15 protein-coding genes are annotated in these 17,290 nt (G+C 63.5%); 2 read left to right on the top strand and 13 right to left on the bottom strand.

What is annotated here, in order from left to right; all coding sequences use genetic code 11:
* Positions 1-19: 19 nt before the first annotated feature.
* The 8 genes from QMF22_RS00790 to QMF22_RS00755 all read right to left on the bottom strand — a co-directional run bounded on the left by QMF22_RS00790 (position 20) and on the right by QMF22_RS00755 (position 8,489).
* Positions 20-862, bottom strand: coding sequence for a prepilin peptidase (locus tag QMF22_RS00790; protein WP_283449321.1), 843 nt, complete (start codon positions 860-862; stop codon positions 20-22).
* Complete coding sequence (locus tag QMF22_RS00785; RefSeq protein WP_283449319.1) at positions 855-2,414, bottom strand: hypothetical protein; 1,560 nt, start codon at positions 2,412-2,414, stop codon at positions 855-857. Before QMF22_RS00785 ends, QMF22_RS00790 begins: the two co-directional genes overlap by 8 nt.
* Positions 2,414-3,079, bottom strand: coding sequence for a type II secretion system protein (locus tag QMF22_RS00780; protein ID WP_283449317.1), 666 nt, complete (start codon positions 3,077-3,079; stop codon positions 2,414-2,416). The genes QMF22_RS00785 and QMF22_RS00780 overlap by 1 nt, the downstream gene beginning before the upstream one ends.
* Before the next feature lie 8 nt (positions 3,080-3,087).
* Positions 3,088-3,510, bottom strand: coding sequence for a type IV pilus modification PilV family protein (locus tag QMF22_RS00775; RefSeq protein WP_283449315.1), 423 nt, complete (start codon positions 3,508-3,510; stop codon positions 3,088-3,090).
* 107 nt (positions 3,511-3,617) lie between these two features.
* The gene (locus QMF22_RS00770; RefSeq protein WP_283449314.1) at positions 3,618-4,070 is read right to left on the bottom strand and encodes a prepilin-type N-terminal cleavage/methylation domain-containing protein; all 453 of its coding nucleotides are present in this window, start codon (positions 4,068-4,070) and stop codon (positions 3,618-3,620) included.
* 156 nt (positions 4,071-4,226) lie between these two features.
* A complete protein-coding gene (locus tag QMF22_RS00765; protein ID WP_283449312.1) occupies positions 4,227-5,456 on the bottom strand; it encodes a type II secretion system F family protein in 1,230 nt (409 codons plus the stop codon).
* Complete coding sequence (locus tag QMF22_RS00760) at positions 5,457-6,635, bottom strand: type IV pilus twitching motility protein PilT (protein WP_283449310.1); 1,179 nt, start codon at positions 6,633-6,635, stop codon at positions 5,457-5,459.
* A gap of 132 nt (positions 6,636-6,767) precedes the next feature.
* Positions 6,768-8,489 carry a GspE/PulE family protein gene (locus tag QMF22_RS00755; protein ID WP_502846900.1) on the bottom strand — a complete coding sequence of 574 codons (1,722 nt, stop codon included), beginning with the start codon at positions 8,487-8,489 and terminating at the stop codon, positions 6,768-6,770.
* Between the two features lie 376 nt (positions 8,490-8,865).
* Here QMF22_RS00755 and QMF22_RS00750 point away from each other — a divergent pair, with 376 nt between their 5' ends.
* Both QMF22_RS00750 and QMF22_RS00745 read left to right on the top strand, forming a co-directional pair.
* The gene (locus QMF22_RS00750; protein WP_283449304.1) at positions 8,866-10,416 is read left to right on the top strand and encodes an HNH endonuclease signature motif containing protein; all 1,551 of its coding nucleotides are present in this window, start codon (positions 8,866-8,868) and stop codon (positions 10,414-10,416) included.
* A 104-nt stretch (positions 10,417-10,520) separates the two neighbouring features.
* Complete coding sequence (locus QMF22_RS00745) at positions 10,521-11,807, top strand: IS256 family transposase (RefSeq protein WP_283449302.1); 1,287 nt, start codon at positions 10,521-10,523, stop codon at positions 11,805-11,807.
* Here QMF22_RS00745 and QMF22_RS17425 read toward each other — a convergent pair.
* From QMF22_RS17425 to QMF22_RS00725, 5 genes are all read right to left on the bottom strand, one after another.
* Entirely contained in the window at positions 11,804-12,067 is a 264-nt protein-coding gene (locus tag QMF22_RS17425; RefSeq protein WP_502846889.1) for a variant leucine-rich repeat-containing protein, read from the bottom strand. The two genes, QMF22_RS00745 and QMF22_RS17425, sit on opposite strands and share 4 nt — an antisense overlap.
* 83 nt (positions 12,068-12,150) lie before the next feature.
* Positions 12,151-14,064, bottom strand: coding sequence for a DUF7937 domain-containing protein (locus tag QMF22_RS00740; protein WP_283449300.1), 1,914 nt, complete (start codon positions 14,062-14,064; stop codon positions 12,151-12,153).
* Positions 14,065-14,113: 49 nt separating this feature from the next.
* Positions 14,114-15,673 carry a variant leucine-rich repeat-containing protein gene (locus QMF22_RS00735; RefSeq protein ID WP_283449298.1) on the bottom strand — a complete coding sequence of 520 codons (1,560 nt, stop codon included), beginning with the start codon at positions 15,671-15,673 and terminating at the stop codon, positions 14,114-14,116.
* A 90-nt stretch (positions 15,674-15,763) separates the two neighbouring features.
* Positions 15,764-16,438 carry a hypothetical protein gene (locus QMF22_RS00730; protein WP_283449295.1) on the bottom strand — a complete coding sequence of 225 codons (675 nt, stop codon included), beginning with the start codon at positions 16,436-16,438 and terminating at the stop codon, positions 15,764-15,766.
* Complete coding sequence (locus QMF22_RS00725) at positions 16,425-17,288, bottom strand: PP2C family protein-serine/threonine phosphatase (RefSeq protein WP_283449292.1); 864 nt, start codon at positions 17,286-17,288, stop codon at positions 16,425-16,427. The genes QMF22_RS00730 and QMF22_RS00725 overlap by 14 nt, the downstream gene beginning before the upstream one ends.
* Positions 17,289-17,290: the final 2 nt, after the last annotated feature.

Here is a 17,290-nt window from a genome sequence, read left to right as displayed (position 1 = left end):
TCGTGGCGGCAGCGACCGGTTAGGCGAGGCCGTACAGCGTGAGGTAGCCGATGGCTATCTGGTCGCCCAAGAATGCACCGAGCCAGGCGCCCAGCAGCATCCACGGGCCGAACGGGATGCTGCTGCGCCGCTTGGCTTTGCGGGTCAGTAGTAGCAGGAGTCCGAACACGCCGCCGAGCAAAAAGGCGCCGAACGCGCCCACGATGAGCGGTGCCCAGCCCAGATAGCCCAGGTAGAGACCGAGCAGGCCGGCCAGTTTCACGTCCCCGAGACCCATGCCGCCGGGGCTGATCAGTGCCAGGGCCAGGTAGAGGCCGAACAGCGCTCCAGCTCCGACGAGGGCCGTGAGCAGGCGGCCAGGCTCGCCAGCTACGAGCGCAGCCGCCCCGAGCAGTACGGCCGCGACCGGATAGGCCGGCAGCAGAATGCGGTTCGGCAGCGTGTGCGTGTCGAGGTCGATCATGGCCAGGGCAACGCTGATCGCCGCCAGATAGAGAAACGCCGCGAGCACGATGAGCTGGGTGACCAGAGTATTCGTGGTGGTTGTCACGGCCGCCCAGCCAAAATCGGCGGATGAGAACGCCCAGAGGGCGACGACCGCGAAGAACACCGCCGTGCCGAGTTCGATCATGGGGTAGCGGGGCGAGATGGGCGCCTTGCAGTCGCGACATTCCCCGCGCAACACGAACCAGCTCAGAACCGGAATGTTGTCGTACGGCCGAATGCGCGCGCCGCAACTGCCGCACGAACTCGGCGGCGAGACGATGGAGCGGCCAGCCGGTATGCGGTAGATCACCACGTTGAGAAAGGAGCCGATGAGTGCTCCGAGGATGCCGAACACGCCGGCGATGGTGCTAGCCATTGAGGTCTCGAATCGAAAGGCGATCGCCGAGCTTGGCTTCCCTTGCGGCGTGGCCCGGAGCGCCGCCAGCCAAAATTTCGGTGCCGGGAATGCCGACCGGCTCGTAGCGGAGCTGGGCGGAACCAGTGACGGTTACGTTTCCGCCGTACAGCTGACCAGTCCACTGGGCAGAGGGTGGATCACCAGCACCAAGCACGATTCCGCAGGGTGTATACAACATGGCCGTGACAGTCGGTTTGACGATGAAGGAGTTGCTGATCACTGAAGCATCATGCTGGTCGATACAGGTCGGTTTTTTGTCAACAGTTTCGTCGGAGGTGATTAGCCAGAGCTTTCTAACCGTCGCTGAGTCGGACCCTATCTGACCATCAAGCCCCATTGTGAATTTCTTGGCATAGATTACAAGGTCGCGGGGTAGCTCGAGCGTCTTGGTCGTGATGTCTAAATTGATTCCATTTTCGCATATCGACGCGTCTATTATCCCTAATCCCTCATAGTTCGGATTGCCTGGATTTTTGAACTGTTTTATCTCCTTCTCGATGGCAGCTACATCGCAGTCATTATTCTTCTTCAGGATTGTGATTTCGTGATCTGGCCAGTCATTTGTCTTCGCATCGTATGGGGCGATGTCAACCCAGTCGGGGACCGTGGGAGCGGGTGGTGCGGCCGCGGCCCCGGAAACGGTGCCATGGATGATGGAAGTCCCAGACTTCACCGGATCCGAACTCGCCCAGACATTTCCGTAGATCTGTGAGGATCCCGCAGTACTAAGTCCGGCCGTCGCAAGATTCCCCCAGAGGATGGCCGAACCATCTGTCGTCGTGTCTTGCTTCGCCCAGACATTGCCATAAATTTGACATGATCCTGCAGCGGTGAAAGTGCCTTCCTCGACCACAAAATCTGCCTCGAAAATTGAGGATGCAGCTGTTGGAGAGGCGCAAGTAGAATTACCGGTCTTCACCTGTACAACTGGTCTGGTCGCGGCTTGATCAATGAGAGTGCTCGGTGTGGCGCGATGACCGTCCCAATATAGTTTGCTAGACCCGCCAATGCCCGCGAGCGCATAGGAATATATCGCGGTGCCGGCCCCGATTGCGGGTATTGCAACGGTTTTCGATTCGTAGTTGTACACGACCTCAACCGTGCGGGTGTCGCCCGTGGAGTTGCCGGCTTGACCGTTCTGAATGGCATTTCCGGTGGATACGATCTTGACTTGCTTTACGGCGTCGCCAACAGGGCATCCCTCGCCCCAGCTGCCGATCGCACTGGGCCAGTGCGAAATGGTGACCCTAGCGACTGGCAATGGGGCAGATGTGCCGAGTGTCGCTGCGTTACAGGGGGCAGTCCTGAGTTTTAGCAAGGCATCATCGATGCCCGCCTCGGCTGCCGCCTGGGCCTGCACGCCCGCACGGGTGGCGCTGCTCACGCCGATCGAATTCATCGTGGATCCCGCGATCGCGAGGGTGGCCACTCCGGCGACGGCCATGAGCCCGATCACGGCGAGCATGCTACTGCCGCGGTCTGCGGCCCAAGTGAGTTGCGTCTTGCTCATTAGAAACATGGAGTTCCATCCGATGCCGTGCTCTGGCGACTGGTTACCGTGGTGGAGATCAAGGCCGGGCTGCTGTCGCCGTCGGCGTTGATCGCGAAATTGAGGGAGATCGACGGGTTGTCGCTTCCTAAGTCGATGAAGATGAGTTGACTGTCAGCGTCGGTATCCGACAATCCCGAGCCAAGAAGGGTCCAGCCGGAAACGTCGCCAGCAAGCGAATCTGCAGTAACGCCATCGAAGGGCTTTACTGCAGTACCGCCATCGACGAGCTCGGGGGGAGTCATACGCTTGTAGTACATAGCGCCACCATTGACTCCCGTGTAGTACCACGCTTGGCAAACCCGCGCGGCGGCCGTCTTGGCAGCGTCGCTGCTGACCGACGTAACCAAGAGAAGCTGGTTGTCGTTTTCCGTTGCATCACCCGTATCGGTCGTCTCTGTGACCTGAACCTTTGTGGCATTGCGCACCCCGGAGTGCACGGATGAGGCGATGAGCTGACTGACCGCGTTAGCGTCGGCGCTCGCAATCACCTTGTCTTCGGAGGTGATGGTGTTCAGCAGCATGCCGCCGACCACGGTGAGAATGAGTACAAGGAGGCTCGAATAGATGAGCAGTTCAACGAGCGTGTAACCTGCTTGGCGAGGGACCTGGTGTGTCGATGACATATCCGTGCCTAACTGGTGACGAAAATGAGCGTCGTAGCTTGGACGAGCCTCGTGGTCGTCGAGTCGTCGACCCAGACGCCGACGGACACGGTGTCAAGAGAAGCAACCGGACATCCAACCACTTCAATGTGTGGCCGCAGCTTTTCGCCCTGCCGCTCAAGAACCGGTGGATTAAGGTTGAGGTCTTCTGCATATTTGGTGACCGCTTCACAGGTGGGATCGGCAGCGCGAAGTCCCTCCATCTGTGCGGCGACGAGTTGGGTGGCCGAGGCCAGAGTGGTAGTTGAGGCTGAGACCCGTAGCGACGTGACCAGCATCGGCAGAAATGCGATAGCGAGCAGGGAGATCAGGAGCATTGAAACCACAATTTCAATCATTCCGAAGCCGGCGTCTCGGGGAAGGGCGGCCGTGGTGTCTGAATGAGATTTCACGATCGTGCCTTTCCAGGTTTTCTACATATGAAAATCGCACAACCCGGCCAGGACAGCAAGAACATCCTGGCCGAGTCGCATGTGCGAATACGCGCACTCAGCGTCGGTCAGTCAGCTATCGCGGCGATCGGTGTCGCTTGAGTCGTCGCAGTGATCGCAAACCCGTGGTTTTTTGATGTTGCGACCTGACTGCCACCCTTACCGTCATCAATCCACGATCCCGTGATCTTGAACTGATTGGTTGCTGCGTCGGTCACGTCCAGGTTTACGGAGATATCCAAATTCGAAGTAAAGTCCTTGAGGTCAGCAATGACTATCTTGTCCAGTGCCGTTCCCGAGACGAGCTCAGCAACAACCGCAGTCTTCGCATTGGTGATCGAAGCGGCCACAGCGTTGTTCTTCGCACCGTCCTGCTGGTTCAGGTAGATCGGGATGGCGATCGCGGCGAGGACACCGAGGATGAGGACCACCACGAGAAGCTCGATGAGCGTGAAGCCCTTCTCCTTCTCGCCGAGGGCCTTGCGCTTGTTGACCAGGGCTGCCGTGAAGAAGCGGTTCATGTGACTGTGTCCTTTGCGTGGTTCTGGAGAGAGCAAAGCGGTGGGCTTGCCCGCTTTTCAGCCTAGGTTGACCCCTGCGGCTGACCCCTGTTTTTTCGGGGGGCTGCCTACCCCCAGTAGGAGTGCAGCCCAAACGGGGGCAATCCGCCGCGCCGGCTACTTGACGTAGTCGAAAACGCTGAACATGGGTAGATACAACGACACGACCATGCCACCGATGATCACGCCGATGACGGCGATCATGAGCGGTTCGATGAGCGCGGTGAGCTGCTCGGTGGTGGATTGAACTTCCTGGTCGTAGAAGTCGGCGATCTTGGTGAGCATCGTCTCGAGCGCGCCGGCATCCTCTCCCACTGCGATCATCTGCGTGACCATGGCCGGAAAGACCGGCTCCAGGGCCAGCGGCGCCGCAATGGAGCGGCCCTGGCTCACCGAGTCCTGCACCTTGGCCAGCGCCGACTCGATGACCCAGTTGCCCGAGGTCTCGCCGACAATCTTGAGCGAGTGCAGAATGGGCACGCCGGCACCGATCATGGTGGCGAAGTTGCGGCTGAACCGCGCAATGGCGAGCTTGGTGAGCAGATTGCCGAACACCGGCAGCTTGAGCTTGAACGGGTCGACAACACGGCGCACGGCCAGGGTGTGTTTGTTCTTACGCCACCAGACCGAGAACACGATCACAGCGATGAGCAGTACCGGGGCCACCCAGACCATTCCGTTGGAGAGTACGACAAGCACCTTGGTGGCCGTGGGCAGTTCACCGCCGAGACCCTTGAACATCTTCTCGAAGACGGGAACGATGAAGATGAGCATGCCCACCACGGCGAGCAGCGCCATGATCAGCACGATCACCGGGTAGGCGAGGGCGCTCTTGATCGTGTCGCGCAGCTTCACCTCGCTCTCGAAGTTGTCGGCGATGGAGTTGAGGGCGTCTTCGAGAAAACCACCCGTTTCCCCCGCGCGCACCAAATTGATCATGATCGGGGGAAACACCACGTCGTGCTTGTCAAAAGCTTCGGAGAGCGAGACGCCGGTCTCGACGTCGCTCCGGATGACGGCGAGCACCTGGGCCAGCTGCTTGTTCTCGGTCTGCTCCGACAGGATATTGAGGGTGCGCAGCAGCGACAGCCCGGCCGCGGTCATGGTCGCCATCTGGCGACTCATGACCGAGAGATCGCTGAGCGAAATCTGTTTCTTGAACCCGGGAATACTGAGATCTGCGTGAAGACCCGTGAGTTTACGGGCCGGCGCGATCGAAATGGGCGAGAGCCCCATAGTGCGCAGTTGCAGCAGCGCTGCCCGCTCCGACGCTGCGTCCATGCGCCCCTTGACCACGCGGTCGCGGGAGTCCCTGCTGGTATAGCTGAATGAGCTTTCGGTGGACATCTAGCGCCTTCCGGGCGAGAACGAGTCGTTGAAGTCAATTTCGCCATTACTCAGGCCGCCCACCGGGGTGTCCGTGGGATCAACCCGGTGCACGAGCTGCTTGAGCACGTCGACGTCCATGGCCTTCTCCTCGGCGGACTGCCGGGTGATCTGACCAGCGTCGACGAGTTCGGCCAGGTGCTGGTCCATAGTGTGCATGCCGAGGGTGCGCCCCGACTGCAGCGCAGAAGCAATCTGGTGGGTCTTGCCCTCCCTCACCAGGTTCGCGATGGCCGCCGTGGTCACCAGAATCTCGGTCGCGGCCACACGCCCACCACCGATCTTGCGCACGAGAGTTTGGCAGACAACGCCGCGCAGCGTCGCGGCGAGCTGCGCGCGCACCTGCGCCTGCTGGTGCGGTGGAAAAACGTCGATGATGCGGTCGATGGTCTGGGCGGCATCCTGAGTGTGCAGCGTGGAGAACACGAGGTGACCGGTCTCGGCGGCGGTCAATGCCACCGAGATCGTCTCCAGGTCGCGCAACTCGCCGATCAGAATGACGTCGGGGTCCTGGCGCAGCACGTGTTTGAGAGCGGATGCGAAACTGTGCGTGTCCTGCCCCACCTCGCGTTGGCTGATCATGGACTTCTTGGCCTCATGAATGAACTCGATCGGGTCTTCCACCGTGACGATGTGGTCGTCCCTGGTGCGATTCACCAGGTCCACCATTGCAGCCAGGGTGGTGGTTTTGCCGGAGCCGGTGGGACCAGTGACCAGAACGAGGCCGCGCGGAAGGTGAGCGAACCGCGCGACCGATTCCGGAATGCCCAGCTCGGCCAACGATTTGATCTCATTGGGAATGAGACGAAAGGCACCACCGACCGTGTTGCGCTGCTGGTAGAAATTGACGCGAAAACGCGTGCCCTCCACCGTGTGGGCGAAATCGAGCTCGAGTTCCTGGTCGAATTCTTCGCGCTGCTCCGGCGACAGAATGCTATTGAGAGCGGAAGCGACCTTCTCCGGCGACCAACGTTCCCACCCGGGAATCGGCCGCAGAGAACCGTCCACCCGGATGCTCGGCGGTGCTCCGCCAGAAACGTGCAGGTCGCTCGCTCCCTCGTCCAGCACGAGACGGAGCGCCCTGAGCAGGTCGGCATCGGGCGTGGGTGCGCTGAATTGGGCTGATGATTCGGAACGCATAAGCCTCCTCGAACGGATATCGACGGTGGAGGCTGGCTGGTCATCGACTTCCTGGACGGCATAACCGAAGTCGGGCGATCTCACTGCGGGACCTGCGCGGTCCATCGGGGGCGAACCGAGGCATCCCGCAAATCAGGAAACAACACGGAGCACCTCGTCGATCGAGGTCAGCCCGAGGGCGACCTTGGCCCAGCCGTCTTCCCGCATGGTGATCATTCCCTGTTTGCGTGCGGCGGCTCCGATCTGCGCGCTGGAGGCGTGGGCCACGGTCAGCCGCTCGATCTCTTCGGACACCGTCATGACCTCGTGAATGCCGAGTCGCCCACGGTAGCCGGTCTGCGAGCAGCTCGAACACCCGGCGGGTTTGTAGATGATCGTGCCCGTCGTGGTGGGGTCGATGGCCGGACCGAGATCCGGCATGACCGATGAGCGGTTCGAGATGTAGCCCACCGTTGGATTGACCACAAAACCCAGATAGGCCAGGTCGGTGCGATCGTCGGGGACCTTGCAGCGGTCGCATAGGCGCCGGGCCAACCGCTGCGCCACGACGCAGTCGAGTGCCGAACCCACCAGAAACGGCTCGATGCCCATTTCGATCAGTCGGGTCATGGCGCTGGGAGCATCGTTGGTGTGCAGGGTTGAGAGCACGAGGTGACCGGTGAGCGAGGCCTCGATGGCGATCTTCGCAGTCTCTTGATCTCGAATCTCCCCGAGCAGCACGACGTCGGGATCGGCACGCAGAATGGAACGCAGTGCAACGGCGAAGGTGAGGCCGGCCTTGCGGTTCACCTGCACCTGGTTGACCCCTTGCATGCGGTATTCCACCGGGTCTTCAACGGTGATGACGTTGATCTCCGGGCGGTTGATGGCGTGCAGGGTCGTGTAGAGCGTGGTCGACTTGCCCGAACCGGTCGGGCCGGTGACCAGGATCATGCCGTACGGCTTGGTGTACGCCATCTCGTACTCGTTGAAATTGTCGGTGAGCAGGTTGAGGCCGTCCATGCTCATCGACGAGGTGGCATTGTCGAGAATTCGCAGTACGACCTTCTCGCCCCAGACCGTAGGCAGAACGGCCACGCGCAGGTCGACGGTGCGCTTGTTGTGGTGCACCGACATGCGGCCGTCCTGCGGTTTGCGACGCTCAGCGATGTCGAGGTCGCTCATAATCTTGATGCGCGAGATGACGCCACCGGCGATGGTCGACGGAGCTCGTTGCATCTCGTGCAGCACACCGTCGATGCGGTAGCGCACGCGCACATCGTTCTCACCGGGTTCAATGTGAATGTCGGAGGCTTTGTCTTGAATGGCCTGGCTGACCAACAGGTTGACGAAGCGCACGATCGGAGCGGCGTCATCCGTTTCATTGGGACCGGCCAGCTCCTCGGTTTCTTCGCTGTCTGCGGTGAGCGTGGTGCTGAGGTCGATCAATTCGTTGTCGGCGCGGTGATAGCGGGCGATGGCCGCCTGCAGGTCGGACAGCTCAACGACAACCGGGCTGACCCGCATGCGCGCTGCCTCGCGCACGTCGTCGACGGCGAACACATCGCCGGGGTTGACCATGGCTACCACGAGGCGGCCGTCTTCGAAGGCGATCGGCAAAACATTGGCCCGGCGGCAGACGGCGGCCGGCACCTTGGCCACGGCCAGCCGGTCAACCGGATAGTCCAGCAGCTCGACGAACGGCAGATTTTTCTGCTCGGCGCGTGCCTTGGCGAACTGCAGTTCGCTGATGGTGCCTGATTCCACCAGGTTGCGCACGGCGGCTTCGTCGGCGCGATCGCTCAGCCGTACGGTGTCAAGTCCCTCAACCGGCAGCAGTCCATGCACGATCAGAATTTCGGTCAGGCTGGTCACGTCTGCGCTGCTCCCCCGGATCTCAGTCATCTCAATGTGCTCTTGTGGACGCACACCGCAGTCGCGGCACGAGACTGACTCTTTACGTTATCGCGGCGGGTAAAGGCTGAACCGATTCCCGCCGATGCTACCTCTGCTTTTGTCGACCCCAGTTCAGGGGGTAACTTTGCCCATAATGGGTGGCTACGCCTCTATCGCGGCTGGGTTACGCCCCACGAAGGCGGGTGAATGGTTGCTTCGGCGCTCGTGAAGCAACCGTTCACTCGCTCGCGCCGGTGGGAAGAAACTTCTGAACTTAAGTCAGTATATTTATGAGATTTGCTCGAGTTAATGGTTGATTTGGGCTATGATTGTGGGTGAAGGAGGCACCGACGCCATGACCCTCACCGCCCCGCCCGCCGCAGCCGGCTCGATGCCGCAGGGTTCGCGCGTCGAGGCGGTGGCGCAGGCCGGTGCCATTCTGGCGGCAGCGTTCGACGATGTGCGATTTGGTCACCTCGACGATACTGAAGCTGTTGCCGTTCTCGCGGCGTTGGAGGGGCTCGGCCGCAAGGTTGATGGTGCCAGGCTACGCGCCACCACCGACATCGGTGTGCGCGCCGAAACCGACCTCGGCAGTGGCTCGCTGGCCTACCAAAACGGATGCCGCAACCGGGTCGAATTCATCACCCAACTCGCCGGCATCTCCAGTCGTGAAGCCAAACGGCGCCTGAAACTCGGCGAGACCGCGGTGGAACGCACCCCGCTGGGCCTGCCTGTCCCGGCCCGGTACCCGGTCATCGCCGACGGCCTGACCAGCGGGGAACTCGGGGTGGAATCGGCCGAGATCATCGCCAGCACCCTCACCGCGCTGCAGGGAAAGGTCCTGCCGGTCGACCTCGACCGGGTTGAACGTGCCCTCGTCGCCACCGCCACCGGAGCCATCACCCCCGAAACGGTGGGGCTGCCCGGCGCGGGCATCCGCTTCGCGCCCGACGTGCTGCGGGCGCAGGCCATGGAGTGGCAGGCCCGCCTCGACCCCGACGGCACCGCCCCCAGCGACGACGTGACCGAGGCGACGAGCACGCTGACGTTCGGGCTGCTCCGCAACGGGCTCTACCCGGTGCACGCCAACGTCACCCCGGAACTGCGCGGCATCATGGACACCCTCTTCGACACCTACCTATCGGCCCGGTCACGCACCCCGATGTTCGTGCCCACCGAATCCCTCGACGACAGCACCGACGGCGCCGGCAGCGCGGAGCTGGACGGCCTCGATGGCCGCGACACCGAAACCGAGCGGTTCAGCGCCGACCCGTTTGAGGGTGACCTCCGCTTTGACGGGGACCGCCGCACCGCGGGTGAGAAACGCGCCGACATTCTCCGCGACGTCTTCCAAGCCGCCGCGCGCGACCCCCAAACCCCCACCATGGGCGGCGCAGCCCCCACCGTCATGATCCACGTCAACGCCGCCGACCTCAACAACGACCGCGGCGTCGGCTGGATCGACGGCATCGAAGCCCCCGTCAGCCTGCGCCGAGTGAACGAGACCATCTGCTCCGGCGGCGCCCAAAAAGTCATCGTCGGCGACACCGGCGACGTGCTCTACCTCGGCGACACAGTCCGCTGCTTCACCGCCAAACAACGCGCCGCCATCGCCGCCCGAGACGGAGGCTGCATCATCCCCGGCTGCAGCATCCCCGCCCGCTGGACCGAAACCCACCACGTCATCCCCTGGCGGAACGGCGGACCGACCAACATCGACAACGGGACAATTTTATGCTGGTTCCACCACCACACCATTGAAACAAATGGTTGGGAAATTCGCATGATCGCCGGCCGGCCCCAGGTGCGCGGCCCGCTGCTCTGGGACCCCACCCAAACCTGGCGCCCCGCCCACAGCCACCGCGCCAACACCCCCAGCCCCGAACCCCCCTGGCGCAGCTAAAACCTACCGCGCTGTCCACCAGAGGTTTCGGTTTCACAGGGACTGTCTCTTAAACGGTGTTTCCGGCCTGACGCGTCGGACTTAGGTCTGGCGGGAAAGGTGCCGTGATGACGACACTTGATGCTGTGACGAAGAAGACGAAAAATGAGCCCACCCGTGAGGCGGTGGCGGCGAAGGAATGGGTGCGCCTGGCTAAGGAGCAGGGCCTGACCCTGGACGGTCCGAATGGGCTGCTGGGCCAGTTCACCAAAACCTTCCTCGAGACCGCGCTGAACGAGGAAATGACCGAGCACCTCGGCCACGAGAAGAACCGTGCCCCGGACGAGCGTGACGACTCGAACGTGCGCAACGGAACCCGCACCAAAACAGTGATCAGCCCCACGACCGGGCCGGTCACAATCCAGGTGCCCCGTGACCGGGACGGCACGTTCACTCCGGTGATCGTGCCGAAACGACATCGCCGCCTGACCGGGGTCGATGAGATCGTGCTGTCGTTATATGCCCGCGGCCTCACGACCGGGGAAATCAGCGCTCACTTCAACCAGATCTATGGCGCCCAGGTGTCGAAAGAGACCATCTCCCGCATCACGGACAAAGTGGTCGAGGAAATGCAAACGTGGCAGTCCCGGCCTCTGGAGAGCGTTTACGCGGCGATTTTCATTGATGCGATCGTCGTGAAGATCCGTGACGGGCAGGTCGCCAACCGGCCCATTTACGCGGCCATCGGCGTGACGTTGGCCGGCGACAAGGACATCCTCGGGCTCTGGGCTGGCACTGGCGGTGAGGGTGCCAAGTTCTGGATGTCTGTCCTGACCGACATCAAAAACCGCGGCGTCACCGACACGTTCTTCCTGGTCTGCGACGGGCTGAAAGGACTACCCGATGTCGTCGGGAACGTGTGGCCGTTGACGACGGTGCAGACCTGCATCATTCATCTGATTCGGAACACGTTCAAGCTCGCGTCGAAGAAGGACTGGGAAGCGGTGAAACGGTCGGTGAAGCCGATCTACAGCGCTCCGACCGTCGACGCCGCCCGCGCAGCACTAGATGAAATGACCGAGATCTGGGGCAAGAAATATGGTGCGATCACCAGGTTGTGGGAGTCGGCGTGGGAAGAGTTCACCCCGTTCTTGTCCTACGACCCCGAGATCCGCCAGGTGATCTGCTCCACCAATGCGATCGAGTCGCTCAACGCCCGATACCGGCGAGCGGTGCGAGCTCGAGGACATTTCCCCACCGAGCAAGCAGCTCTGAAATGCTTGTATCTGGTCACTCGCAGTCTCGACCCGACCGGGGTCGGCCGACAGCGATGGACGATGCGCTGGAAGCCAGCTCTCAACGCCTTCGCCATCACCTTCCGAGACCGCTGGCCGAACGCAGAATCCTACTAATGAAAAACGCCGGAAACACCGTTAACGAGACACTCCCGTTTCACATCCTGAAAGGGCCGTGCTTTCAGGCATCGACATCTCTGCCTGCGAGATTCCGCGGCATCCACTGTGGCGGTACTGAGAAGCCCGGGAACGCTCGCGGGGTTGTTCACGATGATCTCCCGCAGTTCCGGATGCTGCTGGGCGAGCTCGGCGAGCCGCTCCGGGCTGCTCTGAGGGTCAGCTGCGAGGTTCTGCGGGGCGATAAGCGTGGGATTCACGGGCTGGCTCCGGGTTGGGGTGAGTGGGTTACCGGCCCAGCACTCGGTGGAGCGCTGGGCCTGGTGTGCTGCTGCGCTTGGAGCTAGAGGCCGCGGGCGCGCAGCGCCTGCTGCACGAGCGGCTCGGGCGACTGCGCCAACCAGGTAAGCAGGTCGAGGTAGGTACTCGGGTTGCCCGCGAGTTGAGGCCAGACCTCCGGGTGCTTCTGCGCCAAGTCGTAGAGCTCGGCGGCCGAGGTGGCCGGGTCGCCGGCCGCGAGGCTGGCCGCGCTGGGAGCTGCGACGGGCACGTCAACGGGCGCTGCAACTGCCGCTCCGACCGGTGCGGGAGGAGCCGGCGGCACAATCGGGGGTACCGGCGGCCCGACCGGCGCAGCCGTTGCGGGTGCTGCGGGCGCAACGGGCGCAACGAAGGCGGCCGGAGTCGCGGTTGCCGCAGCGGCCGGCGCCTGCGCGACCGGCGCAGCGGCATCCGCTTGCGGGGTCGGCGGAACCGGCGGAACCGCGGAAACGGGCGCAACCGGCCGAACCGGCGCATAGCCGGTGTAGGTGGCCTGAGCCTGGGCCCGAACCGGTCCGTACTGGTTGAAGTAGCCGCGAACGGCGGCCGGGGCGGTGAGCGAGTAGAACACCAGGGCTGGCAGTCCGAAGGCCAAGGCGAGGCTCAGCGTCGCCGCGGTTGTGAGGATGATCAGCGAGAAGGAGCTGTACGCCGCGCCATCGAACATCCAGGAATAGAGCTCGCCGACGTTCTCGTCGCTGAGTGTCTGGGCGCGCAGCACGACGAAGACGATACCGAGCACGGTGATGACGCTCGTCAGCCCGAGCACGAGCCACTGGCTGCCGGCCGGGTTCGACCGCAGCGTTGTCCGGGCGATGATGGCCACCACAATGATGATGGAAAGCACGATCGTGGCACCGATGTTCAGACCGGTGGAACCGGTATCGGTACCACTCCCGATGAGGTTGGCGATGACCAGCAGCAGGCTCAGACCCGCGGCGCTGATGATGAGAACGAGCGTGAGCGAGGCCACGCCGAACCATTTGGCGATCGGTTCGATCGGCACCATGGCGAGGCGCAGCGCCGGCGCCGAGGCCAGGCCGAGCAGCCCGGCGAGCAGAAGGAGCGGGTAGCCGCCCCAGCTGAGCGACTCGATACCGCCCACCGACAGAGAATAATCGGTGAAGGCGTCGATCGTGATGACGGCGACGGCGATGCCGCCGAGCGTGCGGCCGACGGTGAGCCAGATAGCGCTGCCTCGAATAATCCCATAGATCGGCAGCAGTACGGCGGCGGCGGCGGTAAGAACGGCCAGGACCGCGGTGAGCAGCACAACGGCGTTGACCTCGGCGGATGTCGCCGCGACCAGTCCGAGAACCAGCGCGCCCAGCGCGGTCAAGGCCACCACGGCGCCGTACCCGATCACGATGCGGTGCCACAGGCGCGCGATCGGGTGGTAACCGACGATGCCGACCAGTTCGGCGGCGCGGGGCTGCGCGGCCAAGAAGGCTCCGGCCAGTCCGAAGGCAGCCGCGTAGCCGAGCCCGGTCGTTTGATCCTTCGAGAAGGCGTCACCGAGAATGAAGCCCAGCACGAGGAGCGTGTATGGCACGTTGACCAATAGTCGGATCAACCAGATCTGGGCGAGCCCGACGCCCGGCCCGAAGACGCCGGCGCGCAGCAGGTAGGTGAGGCTGAGCGAGAACAGCGACAGCAGCGTGATCAGGATGACCTCGATTCGGCCGGTCGCTCCGATCGTCTCGCTCATGTTGTAGGTGTCGGTGCTGAACATCCACGGCAGGGCCAGGGAGATCAGGAGCAACAGCAGCGCTCCGCCGTCGCGCGCCCAGTCGGAGGCGGGGATACCGGCGAACGGGTTCGGTCGGATCGGCGCTGGCGCGTACTGCGGGGGCGCGTCGGGGGCGGCGTACTGCTGCGGGGCCGCGTACTGCGGAACTGCCAGCGGCTGCTGGGGGGCGTTCGGGTCGAAGGTCATCTGAGTCCTCTGTCTTCGTTCTGGTTTCGTGTCACTGCGCTTGAGGGTCTTACTGGTAGAGCCGGTCGAGCTTGCCGTCCTGGCTGAGTCGCACCAGGTTGTCCACGGCGATGCCGGTCACGTCGGCCACGGTGCGCATTGGGCTGACGAACCATCCGTTTTTCTCCTGCACTGAGAGAAGCCGCCAGTTGTCAGCGCCGAGCTCCTTCATCCAGGACGCGTCGTCGAGGCACCCGTCGAACGACGAGTAGCCCGAATCGGTGGTGACGCACACTCCGTTGAATTCGGTGCGGTACGGCCAGTTGTAGCCGTCGCCCTCGATCACGATGCTGTCGATGTCGAGGCGCGCCGTATTGTCCTCAATCTGCGGGGTCACAGCGAAATCGGTGATCTGCAGGTTGTCGTAGTCGCCGTCACCGTCGGTGGGCATGAGGGCGTCACCGTAGAGACTGAGAAAGCGACGTTCTGCCACGGGCAGCACGGCAGCGAGGTCGCCGTAGTCGCCGTTCTCGCCGAACGCGATCACGGCGTCGGCGAACCCTTCGGCAGCGGCGTCGGCGGTGTCGAACGAGGCCACGTCGCCTTCGGCGACCAGGCTGCCTCGGGCGGAATCGTTCGATCCACTCTGCAGAATGTTCTCCCCGGTCGACAGCAGCGGGCTGACGTACCAGGAGCCACCCTCGCGAACGGTGACGATGGTGGCGTAGTGTCCGAGCGAGTCGGCCAGGTCGGCGGCGGTCTGCGTGTACGGCAGCATGTCGTTCAGTTCCTCGATCGACGACTCGCGCAGGTCGGCGATCATGGAATCGGTGTCGCTGTCGCTGTCGTCGTAGCCCCACGACTCCTGCTGCAAACGCAGCTGTGGCGCGACGACCTCGAGGTAGGCGTCGGTGATCGTTTCAGCATCACCGTTCATTGTCATCTCACCCGCGGTGATGGTGACGACGGCGATGCCCTCTTCGATGTCTTCAGACTCGAGTTCGAGCCCGGTCAGGGTGATGTTCACGCTGTCGACGACGGTGTTGATGAGCTCCGGCATATCGACCGGGTCGCCGTTCTCGTCGTCCATGGCGATAGTGCCGAGCTGGTCGATCGGAGCCTTGAACGATTCGATTTCAGCCGGAGACAGCGAGCCGTACAGGCTGATCAGGTCCATATCGGCGGTGCCCTTGAGCAGCTTTTCGACCGCAGCCGTCGGCGAGGATGCCCCGCCCAGCTTCGAGAAGATGGCCCCGTAAGCCCAGACGCCGCCGCCGGCGACCAACAGCACGACGACTCCGATAGAGCCCCAGATCAGCAGTTTCTTGCGCGGGCGCTTGGGCGCCTGGCCCGGCTGGGCCTGGCCGGGTACCGCATAGGGATTCACCAAAGCGGATGCCGCCGGCTCGGCCACGGCCGCGACAACGGGCGGAGCCACTGCGGGCGGCACGATCACGGGCGCGATCGTGCCGAGCTGGAGCATCCACTCAATCAGGGCCGGGTAGCACGACGGGTTTCCGGCGATGACGGGGTGCAGGTCGTGGTGGGCGGCGGCGATCTCGGCGAGCCGGGCCTGCGGGGTCGCCGGATCGGCGGCTTCCCGGTAGAGGGGGGAGGTGGAATCTGTCACGAGTGGAATGCTCCTAGATGGTCAGTGCTGGTAGACGGGTACGAAGTGAGGGGGCGGTAGCGGGTAGCGGGTGGCGGGTGGCGGTCGCCATTACCAGGTGAGAATGGTGAAGACCGTGTACGCGGCGGCTGCGAGAACGACCAGAACGGTGATCGAGATGATCAACGTCAAGGTCACTCGGCGCCGGCGACGTTTCATGATCGCGGCACGCTCGCGAATCTCGGCGGCCGCGTGGGCGAGACGGAGACGGGCCAGGTCGGGCTGCACGTCGGCGACGGGCAGCGGGTTCGGTGGCGGAATAATGGTCGGTGTCGGCCGCGCCGCGTAGCGCACGCTCTCACCGCTCTGCACCTGCGGCGGCTGGTACCGGCGTTGCAGGGAATCGACAACCGGAGTGTGCACGGGAGCGGCTGCTCGCCGCCCGCTCAGAAGGGTATCGGCTGCCGTGCTGCCCCGGGAGGATCGCACGGTGGCCTCGTCGTCCGAGACGGTAGTCGGGTCGTCAGTCCGGTCGGCCGCAGTGTCGGCAGCCGAGGCGGCCTCGTGCGCCGAATCGTCAGAATCTGATACCTGCGTACGGGTGCGTCGCAGCACCCGGCGGGTGTGTTCATCACTGCCGCGTTGCACGATGCGGGTGTGTTCGTCAATCGCGCGCGAAACGATAATGGTGTCGTCGCTGTTGGTGTCATCGGTGTCGGTGTCGTCGACCTCGGGCACGTCGGCCACCGGTTCCGGGGTTGGCTGCCGCGGGTCAGCGGGCTGCATTGCGGGCCACTCGGTGCACCGGCCGGGTGTCTTCGGTGCGGGTATCGATGGTGTCGGAGTGGTCGTCGCCGATCGCGACGCCGTGCCAGGAACTGATCCCGCCGGCGATGACATCGATCACGATCACCGAAACGTTGTCGCGGCCACCGTGCTCGAGGGCCCCGGCGAGCAGCGCGTCGGCCGTCTGCTGGGTGCTGCCGCCGAGGGTCAGACCGGCCTTGATTGCTTCGTCGGAGAGCTCGCCGCTCAGGCCATCAGAGCACACCAGCAATCGTTCGCCGGTCACGACCGGTCGCAGCCAGTAGTCGGCGCTGCTGTTGTCTGCGCCCATCGCGCGGGTGATGACGTTTTTGCGGGCGAAGCTCGCGACATCCGCTTTGAGCAGTGACCCTTCCTCGATGAGTTCCTGAGCCAGGGAATGGTCGACGGTGAGCTGCTGAAAGTCGCCGCCATGCAGGCGGTAGACGCGCGAGTCTCCGACGTTCACGATGAGCCATTGCGGGGCATCCTCATGGTCGATGAGCACCAGGCCGGTGAGCGTGCTGCCAGCGCCGCGCCCGGTCGAATCCGACACGGCACGCACGCTGGTGTGGGCGCGCTCGACCGCGGCCACCACGTCTCCGGCCGCAACATCGGTGCAGTCGACGCAGCCCCGGAATTCGGCGATCACGGCGGAGCTGGCCCGTTGGCCGGCCTCCAGCCCGCCCATACCGTCTGCAACGATGAACACCGGTCGGGACGCCAGCAGCGAGTCTTCATTCTCGTGCCGTTTGTGGCCGACATCGGTGCGCGAGCCGCACTGCAGCGACACCCCCGCACTGGTCGCTCGCTGTTCGGCGAGGTGCGTCATGA

Origin of the sequence: Cryobacterium sp. PH31-L1 (assembly GCF_030063145.1) — a bacterium.
Taxonomy (GTDB): domain Bacteria; phylum Actinomycetota; class Actinomycetes; order Actinomycetales; family Microbacteriaceae; genus Cryobacterium.
The sequence above is the reverse complement of the archived record's forward strand: the minus strand, read 5'-3'. Positions and strand labels throughout refer to the sequence as shown.

Coding starts and splice junctions, on each gene's coding strand:
- QMF22_RS00730 (WP_283449295.1), bottom strand. CDS start 16,438: ATGCAGCCCGCTGACCCGCGGCAGCCAACCCCGGAACCGGTGGCCGAC.
- QMF22_RS00780 (WP_283449317.1), bottom strand. CDS start 3,079: ATGTCATCGACACACCAGGTCCCTCGCCAAGCAGGTTACACGCTCGTT.
- QMF22_RS00750 (WP_283449304.1), top strand. CDS start 8,866: ATGACCCTCACCGCCCCGCCCGCCGCAGCCGGCTCGATGCCGCAGGGT.
- QMF22_RS00740 (WP_283449300.1), bottom strand. CDS start 14,064: ATGACCTTCGACCCGAACGCCCCCCAGCAGCCGCTGGCAGTTCCGCAG.
- QMF22_RS00725 (WP_283449292.1), bottom strand. CDS start 17,288: ATGACGCACCTCGCCGAACAGCGAGCGACCAGTGCGGGGGTGTCGCTG.
- QMF22_RS00790 (WP_283449321.1), bottom strand. CDS start 862: ATGGCTAGCACCATCGCCGGCGTGTTCGGCATCCTCGGAGCACTCATC.
- QMF22_RS00770 (WP_283449314.1), bottom strand. CDS start 4,070: ATGAACCGCTTCTTCACGGCAGCCCTGGTCAACAAGCGCAAGGCCCTC.
- QMF22_RS00765 (WP_283449312.1), bottom strand. CDS start 5,456: ATGTCCACCGAAAGCTCATTCAGCTATACCAGCAGGGACTCCCGCGAC.
- QMF22_RS00785 (WP_283449319.1), bottom strand. CDS start 2,414: ATGAGCAAGACGCAACTCACTTGGGCCGCAGACCGCGGCAGTAGCATG.
- QMF22_RS00760 (WP_283449310.1), bottom strand. CDS start 6,635: ATGCGTTCCGAATCATCAGCCCAATTCAGCGCACCCACGCCCGATGCC.